Origin of the sequence: Bradyrhizobium yuanmingense, from assembly GCF_029167105.1 — a bacterium.
GTDB lineage: Bacteria > Pseudomonadota > Alphaproteobacteria > Rhizobiales > Xanthobacteraceae > Bradyrhizobium > Bradyrhizobium yuanmingense_A.
The window spans coordinates 1-20,521 of record NZ_JARFML010000014.1 but is presented as its reverse complement, the minus strand read 5'-3'; the positions used below and the strand labels follow the sequence as shown (position 1 = coordinate 20,521).

The following is a 20,521-nucleotide window of genomic DNA, read 5'->3' as shown; positions in this document are numbered from 1 at the left end:
CGATCGATGTCTCACGCACCTCTCAAGCCCGGCGCCGCCTTCGCCTTCCGCAAGACCATGACTGTGGCCGAGCAGGCGATGTTCACCGGCATCAGCGGCAATCTCGGCGGCCTCTATGTCGATGCCGTCCGTGCCAGGAAAGCCGGCGCGTCGAACATGGTGGCCTTCGAGCTTGCCGTGGGCGGCCTCGCCACGACGTGCCTCAGCCAGCTCGGTGGTCCCACACGGCGGATCGGCAGTATCGCGCTGAATTTTGCCGCGCCCGTGATCGTCGGCGAGTCCGTCGAGGCCAGGGCCGAGATCGTGTCGGTCGCCGGCGATGATGCGGTCTGCCGGGTCACCTGCACGCTGTCGCCCTCAGGCGCGACGGTGGTGGACGGCACCGCAACCCTGGTTCCCTTTACGAAGGCCTGAGCCATGTACGAGCCAAAGTCCTTCGACGAACTCAAGGTGAATGACAGGGTCAGCCTGAGCAAGACCATCACCGAGGCCGATGGCGCGCTCTATATCGCCGCGACCGGCGATTTCGGCCCTGTTCATGTCGACGAGGTCTATGCCGGCGCGACGCGCTTCGGCCGCAGGCTGGCGCCGGGGATCATGGTCGCGGGCCTCTGCACCAGCATTCTCACCTCCGAGCTTGTCGGTACCATCGGCGTGTCGGTGGAGGACCGGTTCTGGTTCACAGGCCCCGTGTTCTACGGCGACACGCTCACCTTCGACGTCTGGATTGCTGAGCAGCACGACGAGACCCGCACGATCATCTGGGAGGCGAGCGCGCGCAACGAGGGCGGCCTCGAAGTGCTGAAGGCGCGCGCGAGCCTGAAATTTCCACGACGGAAACCATGATGAGCAAGACGATGAAGAAACCTGACTTGCGCGGCGTCACGGTCGCGACCTTGCTGCCCTTCAGGGACGACAGCTCGATCGACTGGGACGGTTATGCCCGCGTGCTGGACTATTGCGCGTGCCCGGATGGAGTCGCGGCAGTGTTCGTCAATGGCCACGCCGGCGAGGGCGGATCGCTTTCGGATGACGAGCGTCAGGCCGTGATCGAGCGGACGCGCCGGCAGATCGGCGCCAAGCCGCTGCTTTCAGGTATCATCGCGCATTCGACGGCGGAAGCGATCCACCAGGCCCAGCTCGCGGAAGCGGCCGGCGCCGATTGCGCCGTGTTGTTCCCGCCTGCGCCGCTCGGCGGCGGCGCCTCGGCGACCTCACGCGCGCCACTGGCTTTCGTGCAGGCGGTCAGCTCCGCGATCGGAATTCCGGTGTCGATCTTCCAATACCCGCTGGCGTCCGGCTTCGGCTATTCGCCGGAGACTCTGGCGAAGATCGCAGCGCTCGACAGCGTCATCGCCATCAAGGAAGGCAGCGATACCATGCTGGCGTATGACGAGAACCGGCGGGCGGTGAAGCAGGCCGACGCTTCCGTCGCGATCCTGCCGTCGAACTTCAACTGGTTCCTGCCGCAGCTCGCCATCGGCGGCGATGGCATTCTCTCCGGCCTCGTCAGCCTCGCGCCACATCTGTTCGTCGAATTGTGGCAGGCCTCGCTTGCCGATGACCTCAAGGCGATGCGCGCCGTCAACGAGCGGCTCTATCCGGTCGTCCGCGCCATCTACGGGCCTGCGCCGATCGTGGATATGCACACGCGCATGAAGGTCGGATTGAAGGCGCTCGGCCTGATCCGCAACGCCGATCCGCGGCCGCCGCTGCTGCCGGTCCTGCCCGCGCTGTGCGATGCCATCGCAACGACGGTCGGCGCCGCGCGCGCGGCCGGCGACATCCGCACCTAGCATGAGGGGCGAGCCGATGCCGGACGAAGCCTTCATCCATATCGTGCGGGTCGACATCGATCCCGAGCATGAGGCTGCATTCAACGCCTGGTACGAGCAGACGCATTTCCCCGATCTGCTCGCCTGTCCCGGCCGCTCTCGGCAAAGCGCTTCGTCTCCGTCGGCGACGGGCCGAAATATGCCGCCATGTACGAGGTCGCGGGCGGGTGGGCGTTCGAGACACCGGAATTCCTGAAGGTGAGGGGCTTTGGTCCGTTCGAATCCCTGGTGAAGAATTTCATGCGAATCCAGCTCAGGCCGATGTCGGGACCGGCTTAAGCAGGTCGAAGACGATGCTGCCGGCCGTGTCGCGAGATCCGGCCGGCCGCATCCAACAAGCATCGAGGGAATCCCGCGCGAGGAACTGCATCGGTCATTGGCGTCTTACTGGAGGTATCCATGGTCTCGACATTGTTTCGTTTGGGTGCGGCTGCCGCACTCGTTCTCGCATCCACGGCGGTGCATGCCGCCTGCACGCCCGCAATCACCAATGACAATCTGATCGCACCGGGCAAATTGCAGCTCTCCATCAACCCAACCAATCCGCCGCAACAATTCGTCGACAAGGACGGTCAGCTGCAGGGCCTCAACGTCGAGCTCGCCGCCGAGCTCGGCAAGCGGTTGTGTCTTCCCGTCGAACTCGTCCGGATGGATTTTCCTGCCATGATTCCCGCCTTGGGCGCAGCGCGCATCGACGGCGTCAATACCGGCATGTTCTGGACCGAGGAACGCTCGAAGCTGATGTACATGGTGCCGTATGCCGTTCAGGCGATCTCGGTCGTGGTCGCACCCGACAGCGGCACAAAAATTGCTACCGAAAATGATCTGATCGGAAAATCGTCCGCCGTCGAGGTCAGCAGCTACCAGATGAACTGGCTCAAGAAGCTCAGCGATGCCAGCGTGGCGAAAGGCGGAGCGGCCGTCGAGATGCGGACGTTCCCGACTGCAACCAACGTCGTCGCCGCGCTGCTTGCGGGCCAGGTCGACAATGCGCTGCTGGTCGACAGCGTGGCACGCGATCTCGTCGGCCGTGGTCGCGTGAAGGAAGTCCTGAGCGGGCTCGGCACGGCCAGGACCACGCTTGGTTTCCGCAACAAGACGGTCGCCGATACCGTGGTCAAGGCGCTCAACGCGATGCGCGCCGACGGCTTTTATCAGTCGCTGTTCGACAAGTTCGGCCTGACCGCCATGCCGGCCGATCAACCGCTCGCGATCGCCGGCCCCGGTCCGGCCTGAAACCCACGGAGACGAGCCGATGAGCTTTTTCAGTCCGACGGCCGCCGTCAGCTACTTCTTCAACTACTTCCTGATGAAGGGAGTGCTCGTCACCATCGGCTTGACGGTGGCGGCGGTCGTCGGCGGATTGATCCTCGGCATGGGCATCGCGTTGCTGCGCATGTCGTCCAATCCGGTGCTCGCGGGCGCCGCACGCTTCTACATCTGGTTCTTCCGCGGCACTCCGCTCTTGATCCAGCTCGTCGTGATCTACAGCGGTTTGCCGCAGCTGGGGATCAAATTCAGCGTGATCACCTGTGCGCTCGTCGGCCTCATCCTCAACGAGGCCGCCTATCTCGCCGAGATCGTGCGCAGCGGCTTCATGGCGGTGTCGGCGGGGCAGCGTGAGGCGGCCTGGGCGCTCAGCCTGTCGCCCTGGGTCACGTTCCGCCGCGTGACCCTGCCGCAGGCGTTCCGGCTGATGATCCCGCCGCTAGGCAACTCCATCAACTCGCTGTTGAAGGCGACATCGCTCGCTTCCGTGATCTCGGTTGAGGAGCTGATGCGCCGCAGCGACATGCTGATGCAGGAGCATTTCCAGATCCTGGAGGTCTATGCGGCTGCGACGGCGTATTATCTGATCCTCACCTCTCTATGGGATGCAGTTCAGCGCCGGCTCGAGAAGCATTTCGGTCGATCGAGTGCCGCGAAAACCAGGCGGGTCGCAGCGAGCGCGCCGGTTGCGCAGGCGAGTGCGGGGGCCCGGGCATGAGCGAGATGTCGATGAATACGGCCGAAGGTGCAACAGCTCGGCATCAGCTCCGTGAGGTGCCTGCGGTCCGCATGGAGGCGGTCTACAAGCACTATGGCGATTTCACCGCGTTGAACGAGGTCGATCTCAAGGTCGCCAAGGGTCAGAAGATCGTGGTCTGCGGTCCCTCAGGCTCGGGCAAGTCGACGCTCATACGCTGCATCAACCACATCGAGAAGCACGATGAAGGACTGATCTACGTCAACGGCGTCGAGCTCGATCATCAGCGCAAGAACATCGATGCGGTCAGGCGGGACACCGGCATGGTGTTCCAGAGCTTCAATCTGTTCCCGCACATGACGGTGCTGGAGAACTGCACCCTGGCGCCGATGACCGCGAACGGCATGAGCGAGGCCGAAGCCAAGGATCTTGCCATGCACTTCCTGACCAAGGTCCGGATTCCGGACCAGGCGGAGAAATTTCCCGGGCAGCTCTCCGGCGGCCAGCAGCAGCGCGTCGCCATCGCACGCGCGCTGTGCATGCGTCCCAAGATCATGCTGTTCGACGAGCCAACCTCCGCGCTCGACCCCGAGATGGTCAAGGAAGTGCTGGAGACCATGAAGAAGCTTGCGGAGGAGGGCATGACCATGTTGTGCGTGACCCACGAGATGGGCTTTGCCCGCGAGGTCGCCGACCGCATCGTGTTCATGAACGACGGCAAGGTGGTCGAGCAGGCCGCGCCGGATGAGTTCTTCAAGCATCCGAAGTCCGAGCGGGCGCGGACGTTCCTCGACCAGATCATTCACTAGATGTCGGTGGAGATGCGGACATTCGGCGATCGTCTGCGCGGCATCCATGCCGCCACCATCGTGCCGATGACGCCCGATTTCGAGATTGATGAGGCGCAGCTCGCAGCCCATCTCACCGCGGTGGCATCGACATCCGGCATCAACGGGCTCCTCGTCAACGGTCACGCCGGCGAGAATTTCGTGCTGTCGCTGGCCGAGAAGCGGCGCGTGGTCGAGCTGGCGCGTCGGCACGCACCGAAGGACTGCCTGATCGTATCGGGGGTCAACCATGAATCGAGCCTGGAGGCCGCGCGCGAGGCGGCCGCGCTGGAGCAGGCCGGCGCGGACGCGCTGCTGGTGTTTCCGCCCAACAGCTGGGCGCTCGGCCACGCCGATGAGTGCGTGATCGAGCATCACCACCGCATCCGCGGTGCGACGGCCGCGCCGCTGATGCTCTACGCAGCGCCCGTCGGCGCGGGAGCCATGGCTTATGCGCCACCGCTGCTGGAACGGCTCGTGACGGACCCTCGCTTCGTTGCGATCAAGGAGGGCAGTTGGGAGGTCGCCACCTACGAACAGAATCTCAGGCTGATCAGGAGACTGCGACCGGAGTTCGTCGTGCTGGGCTCGGGTGACGAGCATCTGCTGACGAGCTATCTCGTCGGCTCGGCCGGCAGCCAGGTCAGCCTCGCCTGCGTCGTTCCGCAGCTGGTCGTGAGCCTCTGGGCTGCGGCGGAGGCCGGCGATTGGGAGCGGGCGCGCGCCGCCCATGAGAAGATGTATCCGCTGGCGGTCGCGATCTATCGTGAGGCGCCCGGAGGGCGGGCGACCGTGCGACTCAAGGCGTGCCTGAAATTGCTCGGACGCCTGTCATGCGATGCGGCGCGGCCGCCGCAGACGGCGGCGACGCCGACCGAGCTAAAGGGGCTCGAGCTGGCACTGCGAACTGCCGGCGTGCTCTAAGTCGATGCCGAGCGCAGGACAGCGCATGATGCGCCGGACCTGGCGACCGACGGCAAAAAGAAGCGGTAGCGGGCGCCCAGGCTGGCCCCACCGACGTCGCCCAGCGGAAAGACCCTGAGAACCCGGCTGGCGGTTCATTGATTGCATCATCCGGACCTGTCCCGCGCTGACGATTGACAGCGAATTATTACATGTCTAAAAATATGCAAATTCATATAATCCGTGAGATGCCTGAATGGACGTGCATCCGCTCAAGCTCAAGGTCAGGTCGTATGTCGCGGAGACGCCGTTCATACGGAGCCTTGTGTTTGGTGTGGAGGACGGCGTCGTGCCGCAATGGCAGGCAGGTGCGCATCTCCGCGTCGCGCTCCCGAATGGCGGAGACCGGCCGTACTCGCTGATGGCGTTGCCGGGACTTCCTGAAGATGCGCTGGCGCTTGGTGTCCTGCGCGAGGAGGCTTCGAGCGGCGGCTCGCAGTTCATGCACGCGCTCAAGGTCGGCGACGTCGTGAAAGCGAGCGCGCCGGTCAACAATTTTCGCCTGCACGAGGGAGCAGCGCCGGCGCTGCTGTTCGCCGGCGGTATCGGCATCACGCCCGTTCTGTCGATGGCGGCGGAGCTGGCGGCGCGGGGAAGCTCATATCGCCTGCACTATGCGGGGCGCACGCCAGGATTGCTGGCGTTCCTGCCGCAATTGCAGGAGATCTGCGCCGGAGGGCTGTCCGTCCACTACGACAACGATGAATCCCGCCTCGACATTGCCGCGGCGCTCGGCGATGCCGCAGCAAACGCCCACGTCTATGTCTGTGGCCCTTCGGGCATGATCGACGCGGTGAAGGCCGCAGCGGCCGCGGCCGGCGTGTCAGCGGATCGCGTTCATTACGAGCTGTTCAAATCCGAACAGACGTCGGCGCCCGACCGGCCGTTCGAGGTCGAGATCAAGTCGACCGGGCAGGTCGTCGGCGTTGCTGCGGGGCAGACCATCATCGAGGCGCTGGAGGCGGCTGGTGTCGACGTGCTCTACGACTGCCGGCGCGGCGATTGCGGCATTTGCCAGTGCGGCGTGATCGCGGGAGTCCCCGATCATCGCGACGTCATCCTCAGCGACGAGGAGAGGGCGTCCAACAAGGTCATGCAGATCTGCGTGTCACGCGCGAAGTCGGAACGACTGGTGCTGGATCTCTAGGGGAGACGAGGGACGCCATGAAAAGATACGGCGGGAATGCCCACGCGATTGCGGCGCTGGTGCGCGAGGCCGAGGTGCATCGCGACGTCTATGTCGACCCCGAGATCTTCGAGCTCGAGATGGAGCATCTGTTTCCCAACAGCTGGGTCTATGTCGGCCATGCCAGTCAACTTGCAAAACCCGGCGATTTCATCACGGCCAATATCGGCCGGCAGCCGGTCATGGCCAGCCGCCATAGCGACGGCTCCATCCATGTGTTCTACAATCGCTGCCCGCACAAAGGCGTGAAGATCGCGTCCGAACCCTGCGGCAACACCGGAAAGTTCTTCCGCTGCCCTTATCACGCATGGTCTTTCAAGACCGACGGCTCCCTGCTCGCGATCCCGCTGAAGAAGGGCTACGAGGGCACCGGCTTCGGCGACACCCAGGCCAATGAGGGGTTGTCGAGGGTCAGGAACGTCGTCATCTATCGCGATTTCATCTTCGCTCGCCTGAGCGATGACGGCGTCTCCTTCGAGGATTATTTCGGCGAAAGTCTTTCGACCATCGACAACATGGTCGACCGCTCGCCGGAGGGGAAGCTCGCAGTCCAGGCGACGCCGATCCGCTACATGCACACGTGCAATTGGAAGATGCTGGTCGAGAACCAGACCGACACCTGCCATCCGATGGTGGCGCATGAGAGCTCGGCCGGCACCGCCGTCAAGGTCTGGAAGCGCGAGCAGGGCGATTCCACGGAAACACCGATGGCGGTGCAGCTCTACGGTCCCTTCATGAGCCCGTACGAGTTCTACGAGCAGAGCGGCATCCGGATCTGGCCGAACGGCCACGGCCACACCGGCGTCGCCAATTCCATCCATTCGAACTATTCGGACATCCCGGGCTACCTCGACCAGATGGTGGCAGCCTATGGCGAGCAGCGTGCGCATGAGATCCTTGGCGAAGTCAGGCACAACACCGTCTACTTCCCGAACATCATGGTGAAGGGCGCTGTCCAGATCCTGCGCAATTTCATACCGATCGCGGTCGACAAGACGCTGGTCGAGAGCTGGGTCTATCGCCTGGTCGGCGCGCCCGACAAGCTTTACGAGCGCGCATTGATGTACAACCGCTTCATCAACGCGCCGACCTCGATCGTCGGCCACGACGACCTCGAGATGTACGAGCGGGCGCAGGAGGGACTGAAGTCCAACGGCAATCAATGGGTCAATCTGCGGCGGCTCTACGACGGCCATGAAGAGCAGGACGTCACGGCGGTGATCAACGGCACGTCCGAGCGGCAGATGCGGAACCAGTTTCACGCCTGGGCGAAATTCATCACCATGGGCATGGGCGAGCGCATCGAGGCCGCGGAATGATCGGCGAGAACACCATCACGGACTTCATCTATCGCGAGGCCGAGCTGCTCGACACGATGGAGTGGCAGGCTTGGCTCGATCTGTTTCACCCCGAAGGGCGTTATTGGATGCCGCTCGAATGGCAGCAGCAGGATCCGGTGCTGCAGCCGTCACTGATGTACGAGGATCTTTTGCTCCTGAAGGTGCGGGTCGAGCGGCTCGCCGGCGAGCGCACCTTCAGCCAGAAGCCGAAGAGCCGTTGCCATCATCTGCTCCAGGCACCGCGCATCGTCGCGTGCGATCCTGCTGCCGGCGTGTTCAAGGCACGGACCTCCTACATCTACACCGAGACGCGCGGCGATATGCTGGAGCGCTATTCGGGATGGGCCTCGCACGAGCTCGTGCAGGTCGGCGATGCCCTGAAGATCAAGCTCAAGCGTGTCGATCTCGTCAATTTCGATGCGCCGTTCGGCAACATCCAGCTTTTCATGTGAGACTGCCTTGACCGCTGCGACCACTGTCCATGCCCGTTTTCAAGAGACCGCGCTCCGCCGTGGCGAGGCGGGTTTCCTCAACGTGCTGCCGGAGACCGCAGGCATCTACGGCATTGCGGCGGGCGAGATTTCCTACCGCGCGATGCTCGACCGGGTCGAGCGCCGGCGCGTAGCGTTTGCGAGCCGCGGCTACGGCGAAGGCCACCGGGTCGGGCTGCTGCTCCAGAACAGGCCTGTCTTCATCGAGCTGTGGTTCGCGCTCAATGCGCTCGGCGTCTCGGTGGTGCCGATCAATCCGGACCTCCGTCTCAGCGAGCTCGAATACATCATCGGACATTCCGAGATGAATGCTGCGTTCGTCCTCACCGAACGGCGCGAGGAGGTGGAGCTGGCCGCGCATCAGGCCGGCCGGCCGATCCCTGTCGTGGACGATCGGGACGACATTCCCGCACCCTTCGGCGGCGCGCGGCCCCCGGCCGCCGCAAGCGAGGGGAGCGAATGCGCGCTGCTCTATACGTCGGGGACGACGGGCCAGCCCAAAGGCTGCGTCCTCGCCAACGAATACTTCCTGCATTGCGGTAACTGGTATCGTGACGTCGGCGGGCTGATCGACCTCAAGCCAAACGGCGAGCGTATGATCACGCCGCTGCCGCTGTTCCACATGAACGCGATGGCGGTGTCTTTGATGGCGATGCTCTCGGTCGGCGGCTGCCTGACCATGCTCGATCGCTTTCACCCGCGCAGCTGGTGGGCCTCGGTGCGCGACAGCCGTGCCACCTGCCTGCATTATCTCGGCGTGATGCCCTCGATGCTGATGAGCGCGCCGCCATCGGAGCTGGATCGCGCGCACAGCGTGCGCTTCGGCTTCGGCGCCGGTGTCGACAAGCTGCTGCATGCCGCGTTCGAGCAGCGCTTCGGCTTTCCGCTGCTGGAGGCCTGGGCGATGACCGAGACCGGCAGCGGCGGCGTCATCGCCGCCAATGTCGAGCCGCGCAAGGTCGGCACCAGCTGTTTTGGTCGCCCGGCCCCCGAGATCGAGGTTCGGATCATCGATGACGGCGGCAATGATGCCCCTGTCGATGTGCCCGGCGAGCTGTTGGTGCGGCGCGCCGGCGCTGATCCGCGCTACGGCTTCTTCCGCGAATATCTCAAGAACGAGGCTGCCACCACCGAGGCGTGGGCCGGCGGCTGGCTGCACACCGGCGATATCGTGTCGCGCGATGCGGACGGCGACCTGCACTTCGTCGATCGCAAGAAGAACGTGATCCGTCGCTCCGGCGAGAACATCGCCGCGGTCGAGGTCGAATCCGTCCTCAACCGCCATCCCGCGATCCGGCAGGCCGCGGTTGCGGCGACGCCGGATCAGGTGCGCGGCGACGAGGTTGCGGCGGTCATCATCACTGAGAAGGCCGGCGCGGACCGCGCGCTCGCCGAAGAGATCGTGCGCTGGAGCCTTGAGCAGATGGCCTATTACAAGGCGCCGGGCTGGATCTGCTTCGTCGACAGCCTGCCGCTGACCGCGACCGAGAAGATCCAGCGCGGCGGGTTGAAGGATTTTGTCGGGAAGCTGATGCGCGAGGGCGCGTTCTTCGACCTGCGCGACCTCAAGAAGCGGCAAGTCTGATCAAAGAAGGTCTGATCATGAGCGAGATCCGCACCACCCTCATCACCGGCGGCAATTCGGGGATCGGCGAGGCCCTGGCGAAGAAGCTCGTCGAGCGCGGGCAGCGCGTGGTCTCGGTCGGGCTGGAGCAGCCCGGCTGGACCCATGATCTGCTCGCGGCCTATCGCGCCGACCTCACCAATATCGAACAGACGCGTGCGATCGCGCAGGAGATCTGCCGGGATCACGCCGTCGATAGCCTGGTCCACAATGCCGGGGTCATCCTGCCGAACCTGCTGCCCGACGCCAAGCCGGAAGACATATTGATGCTGGCGCAGTTGCATCTGGGCGCGCCGATGCTCCTGACCCAGGCGGCGCTGGAAGGGATGCGTGCGCGCCGCTTCGGGCGCATCGTGTTCGTCTCTTCGCGCGCCGCGATGGGGGCAGTGACGCGCTCGGCCTATTCGGCCACCAAGGCCGGCGTGCACGGCATGGCAAGGACCTGGGCGCTGGAGCTTGCCGCGAGCGGCATCACCGTGAATGTCGTCGCGCCGGGACCGATCCTGACCGATAACTTCTGGGGCGTCATCCCGAAGGGCTCCGAGCAGCAGGAGCGGATGGCGCGCAACGTTCCGGTCGGGCGGCTCGGCTCGCGCGAGGATGTCGCGCACGCCATCTCGTTCTTCCTCGACGAGCACTCCGATTTCGTCACCGGCCAGGTGCTCTATGTCTGCGGCGGCACCAGCCTCGTCGGACTTGGGCCGTAGAGCATGATCCGGACCCGGAGGGCCGCGCTAGCGCAAATTGCGTAGCGGTGTTCCGAAAAGATCATGCTGCAGACAAGAGCCCATCAGATCTGGTTCTGGCGGATATTCTCAACCATCTTGGCCAGCACGCGCGCGCAGACCTCGATGTCGTCGGGCTCGATGCCCTCGACCAGCTTGTCGTAATTGTTCGCCATGATCGGCCAGATCTTGCGCAGCAGCGCTTCGCCCTCCGGCGTCAGGCCGACGACGCGGCGGCGCTGGTCCTCCTCGGCGATCTCGCGCTTGACAAGGCCTGACGACACCATGGACTCGACCATGCGGCTCGCCGTCGACTGCTCGGTCACCGCGAGAACGGCGACCTCGTTGACGGTGAGGGTCTTGTAGATGAACAGTACCGACAGCGTCCGGAACACGACATTGTTGATGCCGTGCTCGCTCAAATCGCGGTTCTGATCCAGGTTCCAGCGATTGGCGAGCCGGTTGAACAGATACGGAATATAGGTTTGCAGCTGGTCCCTGGTCCTCGGCGGACCCGACTTCCATCTGCTCTTTGATTCTCTGGCCATTATCTCTTGCGACTTTGCTTCTTGCTCTCGGTATGAAGTTTCGAGGAAAGCGATCTCAGCACGGACAGCGCGGTGTCCAGCTCCCGGGCCGAGACGTTCTCGAGCCGTTTGGCGAGATGCTTCTTGTGGATTTCGGCCGCCTTCCGGAACAGCGCTTCGCCTTTCGGCGTCAGGCGCACGATGAACGACCGCCGGTCCTCGCTCGACATCTCCCTGCTGATGAGGTCGTCGGCGAGAAGACGTTGCACCAGTCCCGAGACATTGCCGCCGGTCACCTTCAGGTTTTGCGACAATTGCCCGAGCGCCAGGCCATCCTGGCAGCGATCGAGCTGGGCCAGCACGTCGAATTTTGCCAGCGACAGGCCGAACTCCGAACTCAGCATCGAATTGAGCGAGGCGAACAGCTCGCCATGCAGCGACAGCAATTGGAGCCAGAGCCGGGTTTCGATCTGCCCAGGGACGGGAACAACGTTCTCCTTGAGTGCTGCCGGCATCGCATGACCATCGAGTACAGAATGTCTCGTCGAGTGAAGGGGAATTACCGCGGGTCTTTCGCTCCGATTAACAACCTGAGAATCGTAGTCAAGCGGTCTGATCCTGACCTCCTGCGGGGCTAACGGCAATCCAATCCTGCGTCCGGCGCCCGTGGAATCATGCGAAAGTCTTGATGGTCTGGATCACGCCGTCGAGCGCCGTTCCGGCGCTGTCCTTCAGCGCGGCCTCCCGCAGGCGGCGCGCCCAGTCGGCGGCATCCTCGCGGCGCTCCACCAGCTTGATCGCCGCGAGCGTCCTGTCGAATTTCGACAGCCCCCGGCTGTGGGTGTCTGAATAGCCTTTGACGAGGCGTCGGCATTGCAGGATCTCGACACCGAGCTGGTAATTGGTGCCGACCGCCTCGGTCGCGGCCTTGAGCCATGAATCCCGGTGCGCCGTCTCGACGGCGTGACGCAGCGAGCGGCGGCGCAGGCCGCGCATCCCGCCGACGACATAGAGGGCCAGGAACCAGGGCAGCGAGTAGGTTCGCACCCGCCGTCCCCGGTTGACGCGGCGATCGAGCCAGCCGAGCAGGCGCGGCCGCGCGCCGAGCCAGCGGCCGAAGCCTGCCGGCAGCATGCCCATCACTTCCTCCATGCGGGGATGCATGAACTCGGTGGTCTGGAGCACCTGTCCATTCGACATCTCGAGCTCGCTCTCGATGCGGGCACGGCGGCCGGCGCGCGTCTTGAGGTCGGCGACGCGGATGACGTCGTCATAGGTCATCGCGTTGGCGAGGTACTTTGCCGCGGTTTCCGTGAAGGCATAGGCATGTGCGCCACCACCGGCGTTTCGGTCGGCTGCGTGCAACGTCTTGAGGATGTCGAGATATTCGCCACCATAGGCGACGTCCTGGAAGTCGATCACCTTCCGTAGGCCTGCACGAGCCATGCCGAGTGCAGGCTCTGGCAATTCCTGATTCAATCGTGCGACGAGTTCGCCGAGTTGCGGATCAGGCGTCGCCGAAGAGGCGATATTGTCGACCGGTTTGGCTTTCGCGGGCGCCGCAAGTTCGGTCGGGCCGGCCTTGACCCGCTCGAAAGCGGCCTCGAAAGTCTCGACGCTGGCCTTGGCGCCTTTGCCGCCTTTGCGGATGACGTCGAGGTAGCTGTCGCGGCTGAACGGCAGCACGCCTGCGCCTGCGAGCGCGCCGAACATGGCGGCCGAGATGACGCTGCCATGCGCGATCGCCAGCGCGTTCAGGTCGAAGATGATCTCGGTCTTCGCCGCAATTCCGATGGCGCCGGTCACGGCGCCGCCGTCGGCGATGCCGTTGCCCGGTGCGATCTTCTCGCCGATCGCGAACGACCGGTGGTTGGACGCGATCAGCGTGGTGCGATCCGGCGTCACGAGGCCGCGCAGGATCGATCGCCCGGCCTCCATGAATTCCGCCGCCATCACCACGTCGACGTCGCCCGGCGTCGGCATCAGCGACAGGATCGGCTTGCGGCCGTCGAGCGGCGGCATCGCCTCGATATAGTAGATGGTGGCGCCGGTGCGCTGGGCGACGCCGGGCACCGAGGTGGACTGCGCGACCCAGCCGTGGTTCTCGGCGAGCTGGACGATCCAGTCGGTGAGGACGCCGCCGCCCTGGCCGCCCATCGCGACGATTGCGATCGAGATCGGCCGCTCCGTCGCTTCGCCTGCGGCGGGGAGGGCCAGCCGGACCGTCTCGTCTCTCATGCCAGCGCCTCGAGTGCCGGCCGCCGCCGGTCGCGCCGACGCTGCAGCCAGCCGATCACGCTCATGGCGACCTTGGACTTGAACATGTCCCAGCGCGTTGGATTGTGGATGACGTCGGCGCGATAGAACGAGGGGCAGAGCACGGCGGCCTCGGAGACCTCGCCGCAATTGCCGCAGCCGACGCAGGAATTGTCGATCGCCGCGACCGGATCGTCGCGCAAGGGGTCATCGAGCTGCTTCACCGACAGTGACGGGCAGCCGGAGAGGCGGATGCAGGCATGGTCGCCGGTGCAGACGTCTTCGTCCACGCCAAAGCGCTCCTTGACCACGCGCGTTCCGTCCTTGATCGCCTTGCTGATCTGCGGCTTCACGCGCCGCTGCTTGTTCAGCATGCATTCGGAGGACGCGACGATGACCTTCGGGCCTTCCTCCTTCGTCGTCAGCGCTTCCTTCAGCGTGTCGCGCATCTTGCCGACGTCGTAGGTGCGGTCGAGCTGGCGCACCCACTGGCCGCCGATGCCCTTCACCGCCTGCACGATCGAGTTGTTGGTCTTGCGGCGCTTGTTGATCGCGCGCGAGGACAGGATGTCCTGACCGCCCGTCGCCGAGGTGTAGTAATTGTCGACGATGACGAACACGCCGTCATGCTTGTTGAATACGGCATTGCCGATGCCGCTGGTCAGTCCGTTGTGCCAGAAACCGCCGTCGCCCATCACCGCGATCGAGCGCTTGTCGGCCTTGACGTTGAAGGCCGAGGTCGAGGCCGGGCCGAGGCCGAAGCCCATCGTGGTCGCGCCGATATTGAACGGCGGCAGGATCGAAAACAGATGGCAGCCGATGTCCGCGGAGACGTGGTGCTGGCCGAGCTCTTCCTCGACCAGCTTCATGGCGGCGAAGATCGGACGTTCCGGGCAGCCGGTGCAAAGCCCGGGCGGGCGCGCCGGCACCACCTGCTTGAGCTTCTCGACCGCGGGGTGATTGAGCACGGGCGTTGCGTCCGGCGCCGGCGGCCGGTTGCCGAGCAGCCGCGGCTCGGTCTTCTCGAGGAACTCCCTGACGCCGCCGAGCAGCACCTGCGCGGTGTAGTCGCCGCCCATCGGCAGCACGTCCTTGCCGTGGACGCGCGCCTGGATGTCCTTGCGGCGCAAGACCGTATTGATCGCCTGCTCCAGATATTCCGGCTGGCCTTCCTCGACGATGAGCACGGCGTCCTTGTCGAGGCAGAATTCCGCAACCTCGGCGTCGATCACGGGGTAGGTGACGTTCATGATGTAGAGCGGGATCTGCGTGTTGCCATAGGCATCCGACAGCCCGAGATATTGCAGCGCGCGGATGACGTTGTTGTACATGCCGCCCTGCATGATGATGCCGACCTTGCCCTGCTTCGGCCCCATATACTCATTCAGCTTGTTGTCCCGAATGAATCCGATAGCCGCGGGCATCCGCGTCCTGATCTTCTCCTGCTCGTGCTCATAGGCCGCCGGCGGCAGCACGATGCGGCCAACGTCACGCTTGGGATTGTTGAGCGCGTCCTTGATGGTGTGCGCCGGCCTGACATTGTCCTTGCAGGCGAAGCTGCCGTGCATGTGGCAGGCGCGCACGCGCACCTCCAGCATGACCGGCGTGTTGGAGACCTCGGAGAGCTCGAAGCCCTTCTCGATCAGGTTGACGATGCATTCATGCTCGGGGCGGGGATCGAGCAGCCACATCTGCGACTTCATCGCGAAGGCGTGGGTACGCTCCTGCATGATGGAGGAGCCTTCGCCATAGTCCTCGCCGACGATGATCATGGTGCCGCCGGTGACACCGCCCGAGGCGAGGTTGGCAAGAGCGTCGGAGGCGACGTTGGTGCCGACGGTCGACTTCCACGCAACCGCGCCGCGCAGCGGATACATCACCGATGCCGACAGCATCGCCGCGGCGGCGGCTTCGTTGGCCGAGCTCTGGAATACGACGCCGAGATCGTCGAGCACGTCCTTGGCGTCGGCCAGCACGTCCATCAGATGCGAGATCGGCGAGCCCTGGTAGCCGCCGACATAGGCGACGCCCGATTGCAGCAGCGCCTTGGTGATGGCGAGGATGCCTTCGCCGCGGAACGTGTCGCCATTGCCGAGCCTGAGATCCTCGACCTCGCGAGCGAAAGACCGTTCAGCCATTGCACCCTCCAGAAATATGCGATAGCATACGTTTACATGTGAAGTAAGTCAACGCCGCGCCATGCTGTCACGCTTGCGGATGCTCCCTCCGACAAGGCGGTCATGAGCCAGCGACAGGGTAGGGCCGATGCTGAAGCTGCCTCGCTTTAAAGCTGCCGCCGTCCAGGCTTCACCAGTCTATCTCAACGCGAGCGCGACCGCGGAGAAGGCGGCTTCACTGGTCCGTGAGGCCGCAGCCAATGGGGCGAAGCTCGTCGCCTTCCCCGAAGTGTTCGTTCCCGGCTATCCCTATTGGAACTGGATCACCGATCCCGTCACGGGCAGTGCCTGGTTCGAGAAGCTCGCCAAGGCGTCGGTGCTGGTACTGGGGCCGGAGGTCGAAATCGTCCAAAAAGCCGCGCGCGATACGGGATGCCACGTCGTGCTCGGCGTGAACGAGCGCAGCCCGATCTCGCTCGGCGCGATCTACAATACGCTGGTTTTCATCGGGCCCGACGGGGCCTTGCTGGGCAAGCATCGCAAGCTGGTGCCGACCTGGGCAGAGAAGCTGACCTGGACCGGCGGTGACGGGTCGAGCCTGCGCGTCTATGATACCGAGATCGGGCGTCTCGGAGGCCTGGCCTGCGGCGAGAACACCAATACGCTCGCGCGCTTTGCTCTGCTCGGGCAGGGCGAGCTCGTGCACGTCGCCAGCTACATCTCGCTTCCCGTCGCGCCCCCCGACTATGACATGGCGGAGGCGATCAAATTGCGCGCGATTGCCCACTCCTTCGAAGGCAAGATCTTCACAATCGTCTCCTGCTCGACCGTGTCGGAGGAGATCATCGCGGCGATGGAGACCGTCGTTCCTGACGCGCGCGCGCGTCTGCAACGGAAATCGAGCGCATTCTCCGGCATCATCGGGCCGGACGGGCGCGTGGTCGGCGATCCCTTGATCGACGACGAAGGCATCGTCTATGCCGACATCGACCTCGAGCGCTGCATCCAGCCGAAGCAGATGCACGACATCGTCGGGCACTATAACCGGTTCGACATTTTCGATCTGCGGGTCAACCGTCGTCCGCAGACGCCGCTCGGTCTGGCAGAGGCGGAAGCCGTCGCCGGACCGGAGCAGGCGGGCTTCGCGTCGATTCCAGGTCGATCGGAATGACGGCGGGTTCGCTCGAGGGTGCGGGATCATCAGGACTTGGAGGATAGGATGCGCGAGAACGTGATCGGCCGGGCCAATGTCGAGGACACCCCCGAGCTCGAGGCCTATTACAAGGATCTCGAAAGGTACGAAGCCGGAGCGCTCTGGACCGTCGCCAACAAGATCGAGCCGTGGGCGCCGCAATCGGCCTCAGTTCCCGTGCTCTGGCGCTACAAGGATCTGCGCGAGCACGTGCTGCGCTCGGTCGAGCTGGTCTCGCCCGAGAAAGCCGGCCGGCGGGTGATCTATCTCAACAATCCCGGACGGCGCGACGTGTCGGCCGCGGTCGGCTGGCTCTATTCCGGATTGCAGGTGATGCATCCCGGCGAGGTCGCCACGGCCCACGCCCACTCGGCCTCGGCGCTGCGCTTCATCATGGAGGGTGCGGGCGCCTACACCATCGTCGATGGTCACAAGATGACCCTGGGCGCGCGGGATTTCGTGCTGACGCCGAACGGCACCTGGCACGAGCATGGCGTCGAAGGCAACGGCTCGGTCTGCATCTGGCAGGACGGTCTGGACATCCCGCTCGTCAACGCGCTGGAAGCCAATTTCTTCGTCGTGCATCCGAAGCTCCAGCAGGAGCCCTCCGGCTATCCCGTGGACGACATGACCCGGACCTGGGGCAATCCCGGTCTTCGGCCGGCGGACTCGCGCTGGTCGAAGGGCTACTCGCCGATGTTCAAATATGAGTGGGAGCCGACCTACGAGTCCTTGCAGAAATATGCGGCCGCGACCGATGGCTCGCCTTATGACGGCATCCTCATGAATTACGTCAACCCGATCACTGGCGGCCATGTGATGCAGACCATCGGCGCCAGCATGCAGCTGCTGCGGCCCGGCGAAAAAACAAAATCGCACCGGCACACCGGCAGCTTCATCTACCAGGTCGCCAAGGGGCGCGGCTATTCGATCATCGGCGGCAAGCGGCTCGAATGGGAAGAGCGCGACATCTTCTGCGTTCCCTCCTGGGCCTGGCACGAGCATGGCAATGCTTCATCGAACGAGGATGCCTGCCTGTTCTGCTTCAACGACCTGCCCGTCATCGAAGGCCTCGGGCTCTATCGGGAAGAGGCCTATGGCGACAACGGCGGATACCAGTCGGTTGCCGCCTGACATGCCCTTGCAAAATTCAACCAGAACAGCCGGATAGAAGCTTTCATGCGTCTCGTCACCTACACCTTGGGCTCCAGCGGCGCCCGTCTTGGCGCCCTCGTCAATGGACTGGTCGTCGATGTCGAGCACCTTGGTGCGTCCAGCGGCGTGACATGGCCGAATGACATGCTGTCGTTCATCGACAACAGCGTGACCCTGCTGCCAGCGCTTAAGGATGCACTGGGTGACGCCGATGGCCGCTTCCCGGCCGGCTCGGCGGTTGCGGTCGAGGATGTCAAGCTGCAGGCGCCGATCCCGCGGCCCCGGAAAAACATCTTCGGCATCGGGCTGAACTACCGGGCGCATGTGGCGGAATCCGCCAAGAGCCTGGATACGGACAAGGACCTGCCGAAGCAGCCGGTCGTCTTCTCCAAGCCGCCGACCTCGGTGATCGGTCCGGGCGCGGCGATCCAGCACAATGCGAGGATGACGCAGCAGCTCGACTGGGAGGTCGAGCTCGCCGTCATCATCGGCAAGACCGCAACGCGCATCGCGGCCGACAAGGCGATGGACCACGTCTTCGGCTATTCGGTGATGATCGACATTTCCGCGCGCGACAATCGGCGCGCCGGACAGTGGATTTTCTCCAAGGGCATGGACACGTATGCGCCGTTCGGCCCCTGCATCGTGACCGCGGACGAGATTGCTGATCCACACGATCTGCGGCTGTGGCTGACCAAGAACGGGGTCATGAAGCAGGACTCCAACACCAAATACATGATCTTCGACATTCCGGTGCTGATATCGGACATTTCGTCGGGCATGACGCTCGAGCCGGGCGACATCATCGCCACGGGTACGCCGGAAGGCGTCGGCGCCGGCATGAGCCCGCAGGAATGGCTCTGGCCGGGCGACGTGGTCGAGGCCGGCGTCGACGGCGTCGGCGTCATCCGCCACCCCGTTGTTGCGATCTGATGACGAATTTTTCGTTCGAGCGCGAGCTCAGGTTCGGAGACTGCGATCCCTCGGGGATCGCGTATTTCCCGTCATATTTGAACATTCTCAACGGCGTCGTCGAAGATTTCTGGGCTGGAATCGGTTTTCCATGGCCGGAGCTGATCACGGTCCGGAAGATCGGAACGCCCACGGTGCACCTGAACTGCGATTTCTCCCGGCCGTCGATGTTCGGCGATCTCCTGACATTCAACCTGCGCATCATCAGGGTCGGTGGGGCGTCTCTCCATCTGGACCATGTCATTTCCGGCGCGAATGGCCCGCGCTGGCGCGCGCGCCAGATCCTTGCTGCGACCTCGCTGGTCGATCATCATGCGATCCCATGGCCCGATGACATTCGCGCCGCACTGATGGCGCATGTGAGCACGGGCGAGGGGACGGAGGCTATGCCCGCATGATCTCGCTGTTCATGACATTCTCGGAGTCCACAGGCGAACGGCGAGTTCTTCCCGATGAGGTTGCCGCTGTGGCGGAGCTCGTCGGATCGATCCCCGACATGACCGAGGCCCTGCTGTTCACGCCGCTCGAACAGTCGGTCGACCATCCTTACAGGGACGACGGCGCCGGCCCCGCCTTCGCGCTTCAACTCCGGTTTCCCGACCTGTTCGCCTGCGAGGCGGCGATGGACCGCGGCGGCGTCCTTGCCGGCCTCGCAACAGGGGCCGGGCTATCCGGCCTCACGGGACTCGATGTCACACACCAGGTGATGCTGACGCGCGCGTTTCCGGTCGATGTCGCGGAACATCGGGCGGGAACGACGACTCCGTGCAGCTACCTCGTGCACTATCCCGGCCCGGCCGAGGATATGAACGCCTGGAACCTGCATTATCTGGAGCACCACCCGTCGATCATGCGGACCTTCCCGAACGTCCGCCAGATCGAGATCTACACCCGCATCGACTGGGTCGACCGGCTGCCATCGCAGCGCGTCGAGCACATGCAGCGCAACAAGCTGGTGTTCGACAGCCCGCAAGCCCTCGTGCACGCACTCGGCTCCGACGTGATCAAGCACATGCGTGCGGACTTCGTGAAATTCCCGCCATTCGCGGGTGGCAACAAGCACTTTCCGATGCTGACCAGAGTGGTGCGGGCGAGGTCCTAGCACTACTTTGGCAGATTCTATTTGCGCCCGTGTTTTTCAAGGATTTGTTTTCGGCAGTAGGGACACCGTTGAGGCGGCGGCCGAAGGATGAGATCGACGATGGCGTGACGTACGGCGGGCATGGTTGGCTGAGGCGGTGGCCCGTTGATTCTTTTTTTTCCGCCCCGCGTGGGCGAGGCGACGATGTTGCAGGAAGGCGTAGGCGATCATTGTCATCAGGGCGTGGCGATGAAGACCCTGCCA

21 protein-coding genes and 1 pseudogene are annotated in these 20,521 nt (G+C 64.2%); 17 read left to right on the top strand and 5 right to left on the bottom strand.

The features are described 5' to 3' along the window. Positions 1 to 6 precede the first annotated feature (6 nt). From P0R31_RS19460 to P0R31_RS19405, 12 genes are all read left to right on the top strand, one after another. Positions 7 to 414, top strand: coding sequence for a MaoC/PaaZ C-terminal domain-containing protein (locus P0R31_RS19460; RefSeq protein ID WP_275515625.1), 408 nt, complete (start codon positions 7 to 9; stop codon positions 412 to 414). 3 nt (positions 415 to 417) lie between these two features. Further along, a complete protein-coding gene (locus P0R31_RS19455; protein ID WP_275515623.1) occupies positions 418 to 846 on the top strand; it encodes a MaoC/PaaZ C-terminal domain-containing protein in 429 nt (142 codons plus the stop codon). An 11-nt stretch (positions 847 to 857) separates the two neighbouring features. Continuing rightward, a complete protein-coding gene (locus P0R31_RS19450; RefSeq protein WP_275515621.1) occupies positions 858 to 1,796 on the top strand; it encodes a dihydrodipicolinate synthase family protein in 939 nt (312 codons plus the stop codon). A 438-nt stretch (positions 1,797 to 2,234) separates the two neighbouring features. Further along, a complete protein-coding gene (locus P0R31_RS19445; protein WP_275515619.1) occupies positions 2,235 to 3,071 on the top strand; it encodes an ABC transporter substrate-binding protein in 837 nt (278 codons plus the stop codon). A gap of 19 nt (positions 3,072 to 3,090) precedes the next feature. Further along, a complete protein-coding gene (locus P0R31_RS19440) occupies positions 3,091 to 3,822 on the top strand; it encodes an amino acid ABC transporter permease (protein ID WP_275515618.1) in 732 nt (243 codons plus the stop codon). Then, the gene (locus P0R31_RS19435) at positions 3,819 to 4,610 is read left to right on the top strand and encodes an amino acid ABC transporter ATP-binding protein (RefSeq protein WP_430516846.1); all 792 of its coding nucleotides are present in this window, start codon (positions 3,819 to 3,821) and stop codon (positions 4,608 to 4,610) included. Before P0R31_RS19440 ends, P0R31_RS19435 begins: the two co-directional genes overlap by 4 nt. A 12-nt stretch (positions 4,611 to 4,622) precedes the next feature. Then, positions 4,623 to 5,552 (top strand): dihydrodipicolinate synthase family protein, encoded by a 930-nt coding sequence (locus P0R31_RS19430; protein ID WP_275515616.1) that lies wholly within the window; start codon positions 4,623 to 4,625, stop codon positions 5,550 to 5,552. A gap of 235 nt (positions 5,553 to 5,787) precedes the next feature. Next, on the top strand, positions 5,788 to 6,738 hold the full coding sequence (locus tag P0R31_RS19425) for a PDR/VanB family oxidoreductase (protein WP_275515615.1): 951 nt from the start codon (positions 5,788 to 5,790) through the stop codon (positions 6,736 to 6,738). Between the two features lie 17 nt (positions 6,739 to 6,755). After that, positions 6,756 to 8,096, top strand: coding sequence for a Rieske 2Fe-2S domain-containing protein (locus tag P0R31_RS19420; protein WP_275515614.1), 1,341 nt, complete (start codon positions 6,756 to 6,758; stop codon positions 8,094 to 8,096). Then, on the top strand, positions 8,093 to 8,569 hold the full coding sequence (locus P0R31_RS19415) for an aromatic-ring-hydroxylating dioxygenase subunit beta (protein WP_275515612.1): 477 nt from the start codon (positions 8,093 to 8,095) through the stop codon (positions 8,567 to 8,569). The genes P0R31_RS19420 and P0R31_RS19415 overlap by 4 nt, the downstream gene beginning before the upstream one ends. Before the next feature lie 7 nt (positions 8,570 to 8,576). After that, complete coding sequence (locus P0R31_RS19410; protein WP_275515611.1) at positions 8,577 to 10,193, top strand: ATP-dependent acyl-CoA ligase; 1,617 nt, start codon at positions 8,577 to 8,579, stop codon at positions 10,191 to 10,193. 17 nt (positions 10,194 to 10,210) lie between these two features. Beyond that, a complete protein-coding gene (locus P0R31_RS19405; protein ID WP_275515609.1) occupies positions 10,211 to 10,939 on the top strand; it encodes an SDR family NAD(P)-dependent oxidoreductase in 729 nt (242 codons plus the stop codon). A gap of 83 nt (positions 10,940 to 11,022) precedes the next feature. On the opposite strand, the gene P0R31_RS19400 is transcribed toward P0R31_RS19405, so the two are convergent. The 4 genes from P0R31_RS19400 to P0R31_RS19385 all read right to left on the bottom strand — a co-directional run bounded on the left by P0R31_RS19400 (position 11,023) and on the right by P0R31_RS19385 (position 15,878). After that, positions 11,023 to 11,505 carry a MarR family winged helix-turn-helix transcriptional regulator gene (locus P0R31_RS19400; RefSeq protein WP_275501198.1) on the bottom strand — a complete coding sequence of 161 codons (483 nt, stop codon included), beginning with the start codon at positions 11,503 to 11,505 and terminating at the stop codon, positions 11,023 to 11,025. Next, a complete protein-coding gene (locus tag P0R31_RS19395) occupies positions 11,505 to 11,999 on the bottom strand; it encodes a MarR family winged helix-turn-helix transcriptional regulator (RefSeq protein ID WP_275515608.1) in 495 nt (164 codons plus the stop codon). Before P0R31_RS19395 ends, P0R31_RS19400 begins: the two co-directional genes overlap by 1 nt. A 157-nt stretch (positions 12,000 to 12,156) precedes the next feature. Further along, positions 12,157 to 13,722: an indolepyruvate oxidoreductase subunit beta family protein gene (locus tag P0R31_RS19390; protein ID WP_275515606.1), complete on the bottom strand. Its 1,566-nt coding sequence runs from the start codon at positions 13,720 to 13,722 to the stop codon at positions 12,157 to 12,159. After that, positions 13,719 to 15,878 carry an indolepyruvate ferredoxin oxidoreductase subunit alpha gene (locus P0R31_RS19385; protein ID WP_275515605.1) on the bottom strand — a complete coding sequence of 720 codons (2,160 nt, stop codon included), beginning with the start codon at positions 15,876 to 15,878 and terminating at the stop codon, positions 13,719 to 13,721. The genes P0R31_RS19390 and P0R31_RS19385 overlap by 4 nt, the downstream gene beginning before the upstream one ends. 127 nt (positions 15,879 to 16,005) lie before the next feature. On the opposite strand from P0R31_RS19385, the gene P0R31_RS19380 reads away from it, so the two are divergent. Genes P0R31_RS19380 through P0R31_RS19360 form a run of 5 tightly spaced genes read left to right on the top strand, consistent with a single transcriptional unit; the run spans position 16,006 to position 20,278 of the window. Then, on the top strand, positions 16,006 to 17,028 hold the full coding sequence (locus P0R31_RS19380) for a carbon-nitrogen hydrolase family protein (protein WP_275515603.1): 1,023 nt from the start codon (positions 16,006 to 16,008) through the stop codon (positions 17,026 to 17,028). A 48-nt stretch (positions 17,029 to 17,076) separates the two neighbouring features. Further along, positions 17,077 to 18,183, top strand: coding sequence for a cupin domain-containing protein (locus P0R31_RS19375; RefSeq protein WP_275515602.1), 1,107 nt, complete (start codon positions 17,077 to 17,079; stop codon positions 18,181 to 18,183). A 45-nt stretch (positions 18,184 to 18,228) separates the two neighbouring features. Beyond that, positions 18,229 to 19,137 (top strand): fumarylacetoacetate hydrolase family protein, encoded by a 909-nt coding sequence (locus tag P0R31_RS19370; RefSeq protein WP_275515599.1) that lies wholly within the window; start codon positions 18,229 to 18,231, stop codon positions 19,135 to 19,137. Beyond that, positions 19,137 to 19,574 carry an acyl-CoA thioesterase gene (locus tag P0R31_RS19365; RefSeq protein ID WP_275515597.1) on the top strand — a complete coding sequence of 146 codons (438 nt, stop codon included), beginning with the start codon at positions 19,137 to 19,139 and terminating at the stop codon, positions 19,572 to 19,574. Before P0R31_RS19370 ends, P0R31_RS19365 begins: the two co-directional genes overlap by 1 nt. Beyond that, positions 19,571 to 20,278, top strand: a complete 708-nt coding sequence (locus tag P0R31_RS19360) for a hypothetical protein (RefSeq protein WP_275515595.1) — start codon at positions 19,571 to 19,573, stop codon at positions 20,276 to 20,278. The genes P0R31_RS19365 and P0R31_RS19360 overlap by 4 nt, the downstream gene beginning before the upstream one ends. 36 nt (positions 20,279 to 20,314) lie before the next feature. Here the strand turns inward: P0R31_RS19360 and P0R31_RS19355 are convergent. After that, positions 20,315 to 20,521, bottom strand: a pseudogene (locus P0R31_RS19355) (IS701 family transposase); the annotation flags it as partial.

Bases quoted from the DNA above. Each gene is read 5' to 3' on its own strand.
- P0R31_RS19420 (WP_275515614.1), top strand. From the start codon at position 6,756: ATGAAAAGATACGGCGGGAATGCCCACGCGATTGCGGCGCTGGTGCGC.
- P0R31_RS19365 (WP_275515597.1), top strand. From the start codon at position 19,137: ATGACGAATTTTTCGTTCGAGCGCGAGCTCAGGTTCGGAGACTGCGAT.
- P0R31_RS19455 (WP_275515623.1), top strand. From the start codon at position 418: ATGTACGAGCCAAAGTCCTTCGACGAACTCAAGGTGAATGACAGGGTC.
- P0R31_RS19375 (WP_275515602.1), top strand. From the start codon at position 17,077: ATGCGCGAGAACGTGATCGGCCGGGCCAATGTCGAGGACACCCCCGAG.
- P0R31_RS19395 (WP_275515608.1), bottom strand. From the start codon at position 11,999: ATGCCGGCAGCACTCAAGGAGAACGTTGTTCCCGTCCCTGGGCAGATC.
- P0R31_RS19435 (WP_430516846.1), top strand. From the start codon at position 3,819: ATGAGCGAGATGTCGATGAATACGGCCGAAGGTGCAACAGCTCGGCAT.
- P0R31_RS19380 (WP_275515603.1), top strand. From the start codon at position 16,006: ATGCTGAAGCTGCCTCGCTTTAAAGCTGCCGCCGTCCAGGCTTCACCA.
- P0R31_RS19450 (WP_275515621.1), top strand. From the start codon at position 858: ATGAAGAAACCTGACTTGCGCGGCGTCACGGTCGCGACCTTGCTGCCC.
- P0R31_RS19370 (WP_275515599.1), top strand. From the start codon at position 18,229: ATGCGTCTCGTCACCTACACCTTGGGCTCCAGCGGCGCCCGTCTTGGC.
- P0R31_RS19405 (WP_275515609.1), top strand. From the start codon at position 10,211: ATGAGCGAGATCCGCACCACCCTCATCACCGGCGGCAATTCGGGGATC.
- P0R31_RS19430 (WP_275515616.1), top strand. From the start codon at position 4,623: ATGCGGACATTCGGCGATCGTCTGCGCGGCATCCATGCCGCCACCATC.
- P0R31_RS19360 (WP_275515595.1), top strand. From the start codon at position 19,571: ATGATCTCGCTGTTCATGACATTCTCGGAGTCCACAGGCGAACGGCGA.
- P0R31_RS19460 (WP_275515625.1), top strand. From the start codon at position 7: ATGTCTCACGCACCTCTCAAGCCCGGCGCCGCCTTCGCCTTCCGCAAG.
- P0R31_RS19415 (WP_275515612.1), top strand. From the start codon at position 8,093: ATGATCGGCGAGAACACCATCACGGACTTCATCTATCGCGAGGCCGAG.
- P0R31_RS19440 (WP_275515618.1), top strand. From the start codon at position 3,091: ATGAGCTTTTTCAGTCCGACGGCCGCCGTCAGCTACTTCTTCAACTAC.
- P0R31_RS19400 (WP_275501198.1), bottom strand. From the start codon at position 11,505: ATGGCCAGAGAATCAAAGAGCAGATGGAAGTCGGGTCCGCCGAGGACC.
- P0R31_RS19425 (WP_275515615.1), top strand. From the start codon at position 5,788: ATGGACGTGCATCCGCTCAAGCTCAAGGTCAGGTCGTATGTCGCGGAG.
- P0R31_RS19390 (WP_275515606.1), bottom strand. From the start codon at position 13,722: ATGAGAGACGAGACGGTCCGGCTGGCCCTCCCCGCCGCAGGCGAAGCG.
- P0R31_RS19385 (WP_275515605.1), bottom strand. From the start codon at position 15,878: ATGGCTGAACGGTCTTTCGCTCGCGAGGTCGAGGATCTCAGGCTCGGC.
- P0R31_RS19445 (WP_275515619.1), top strand. From the start codon at position 2,235: ATGGTCTCGACATTGTTTCGTTTGGGTGCGGCTGCCGCACTCGTTCTC.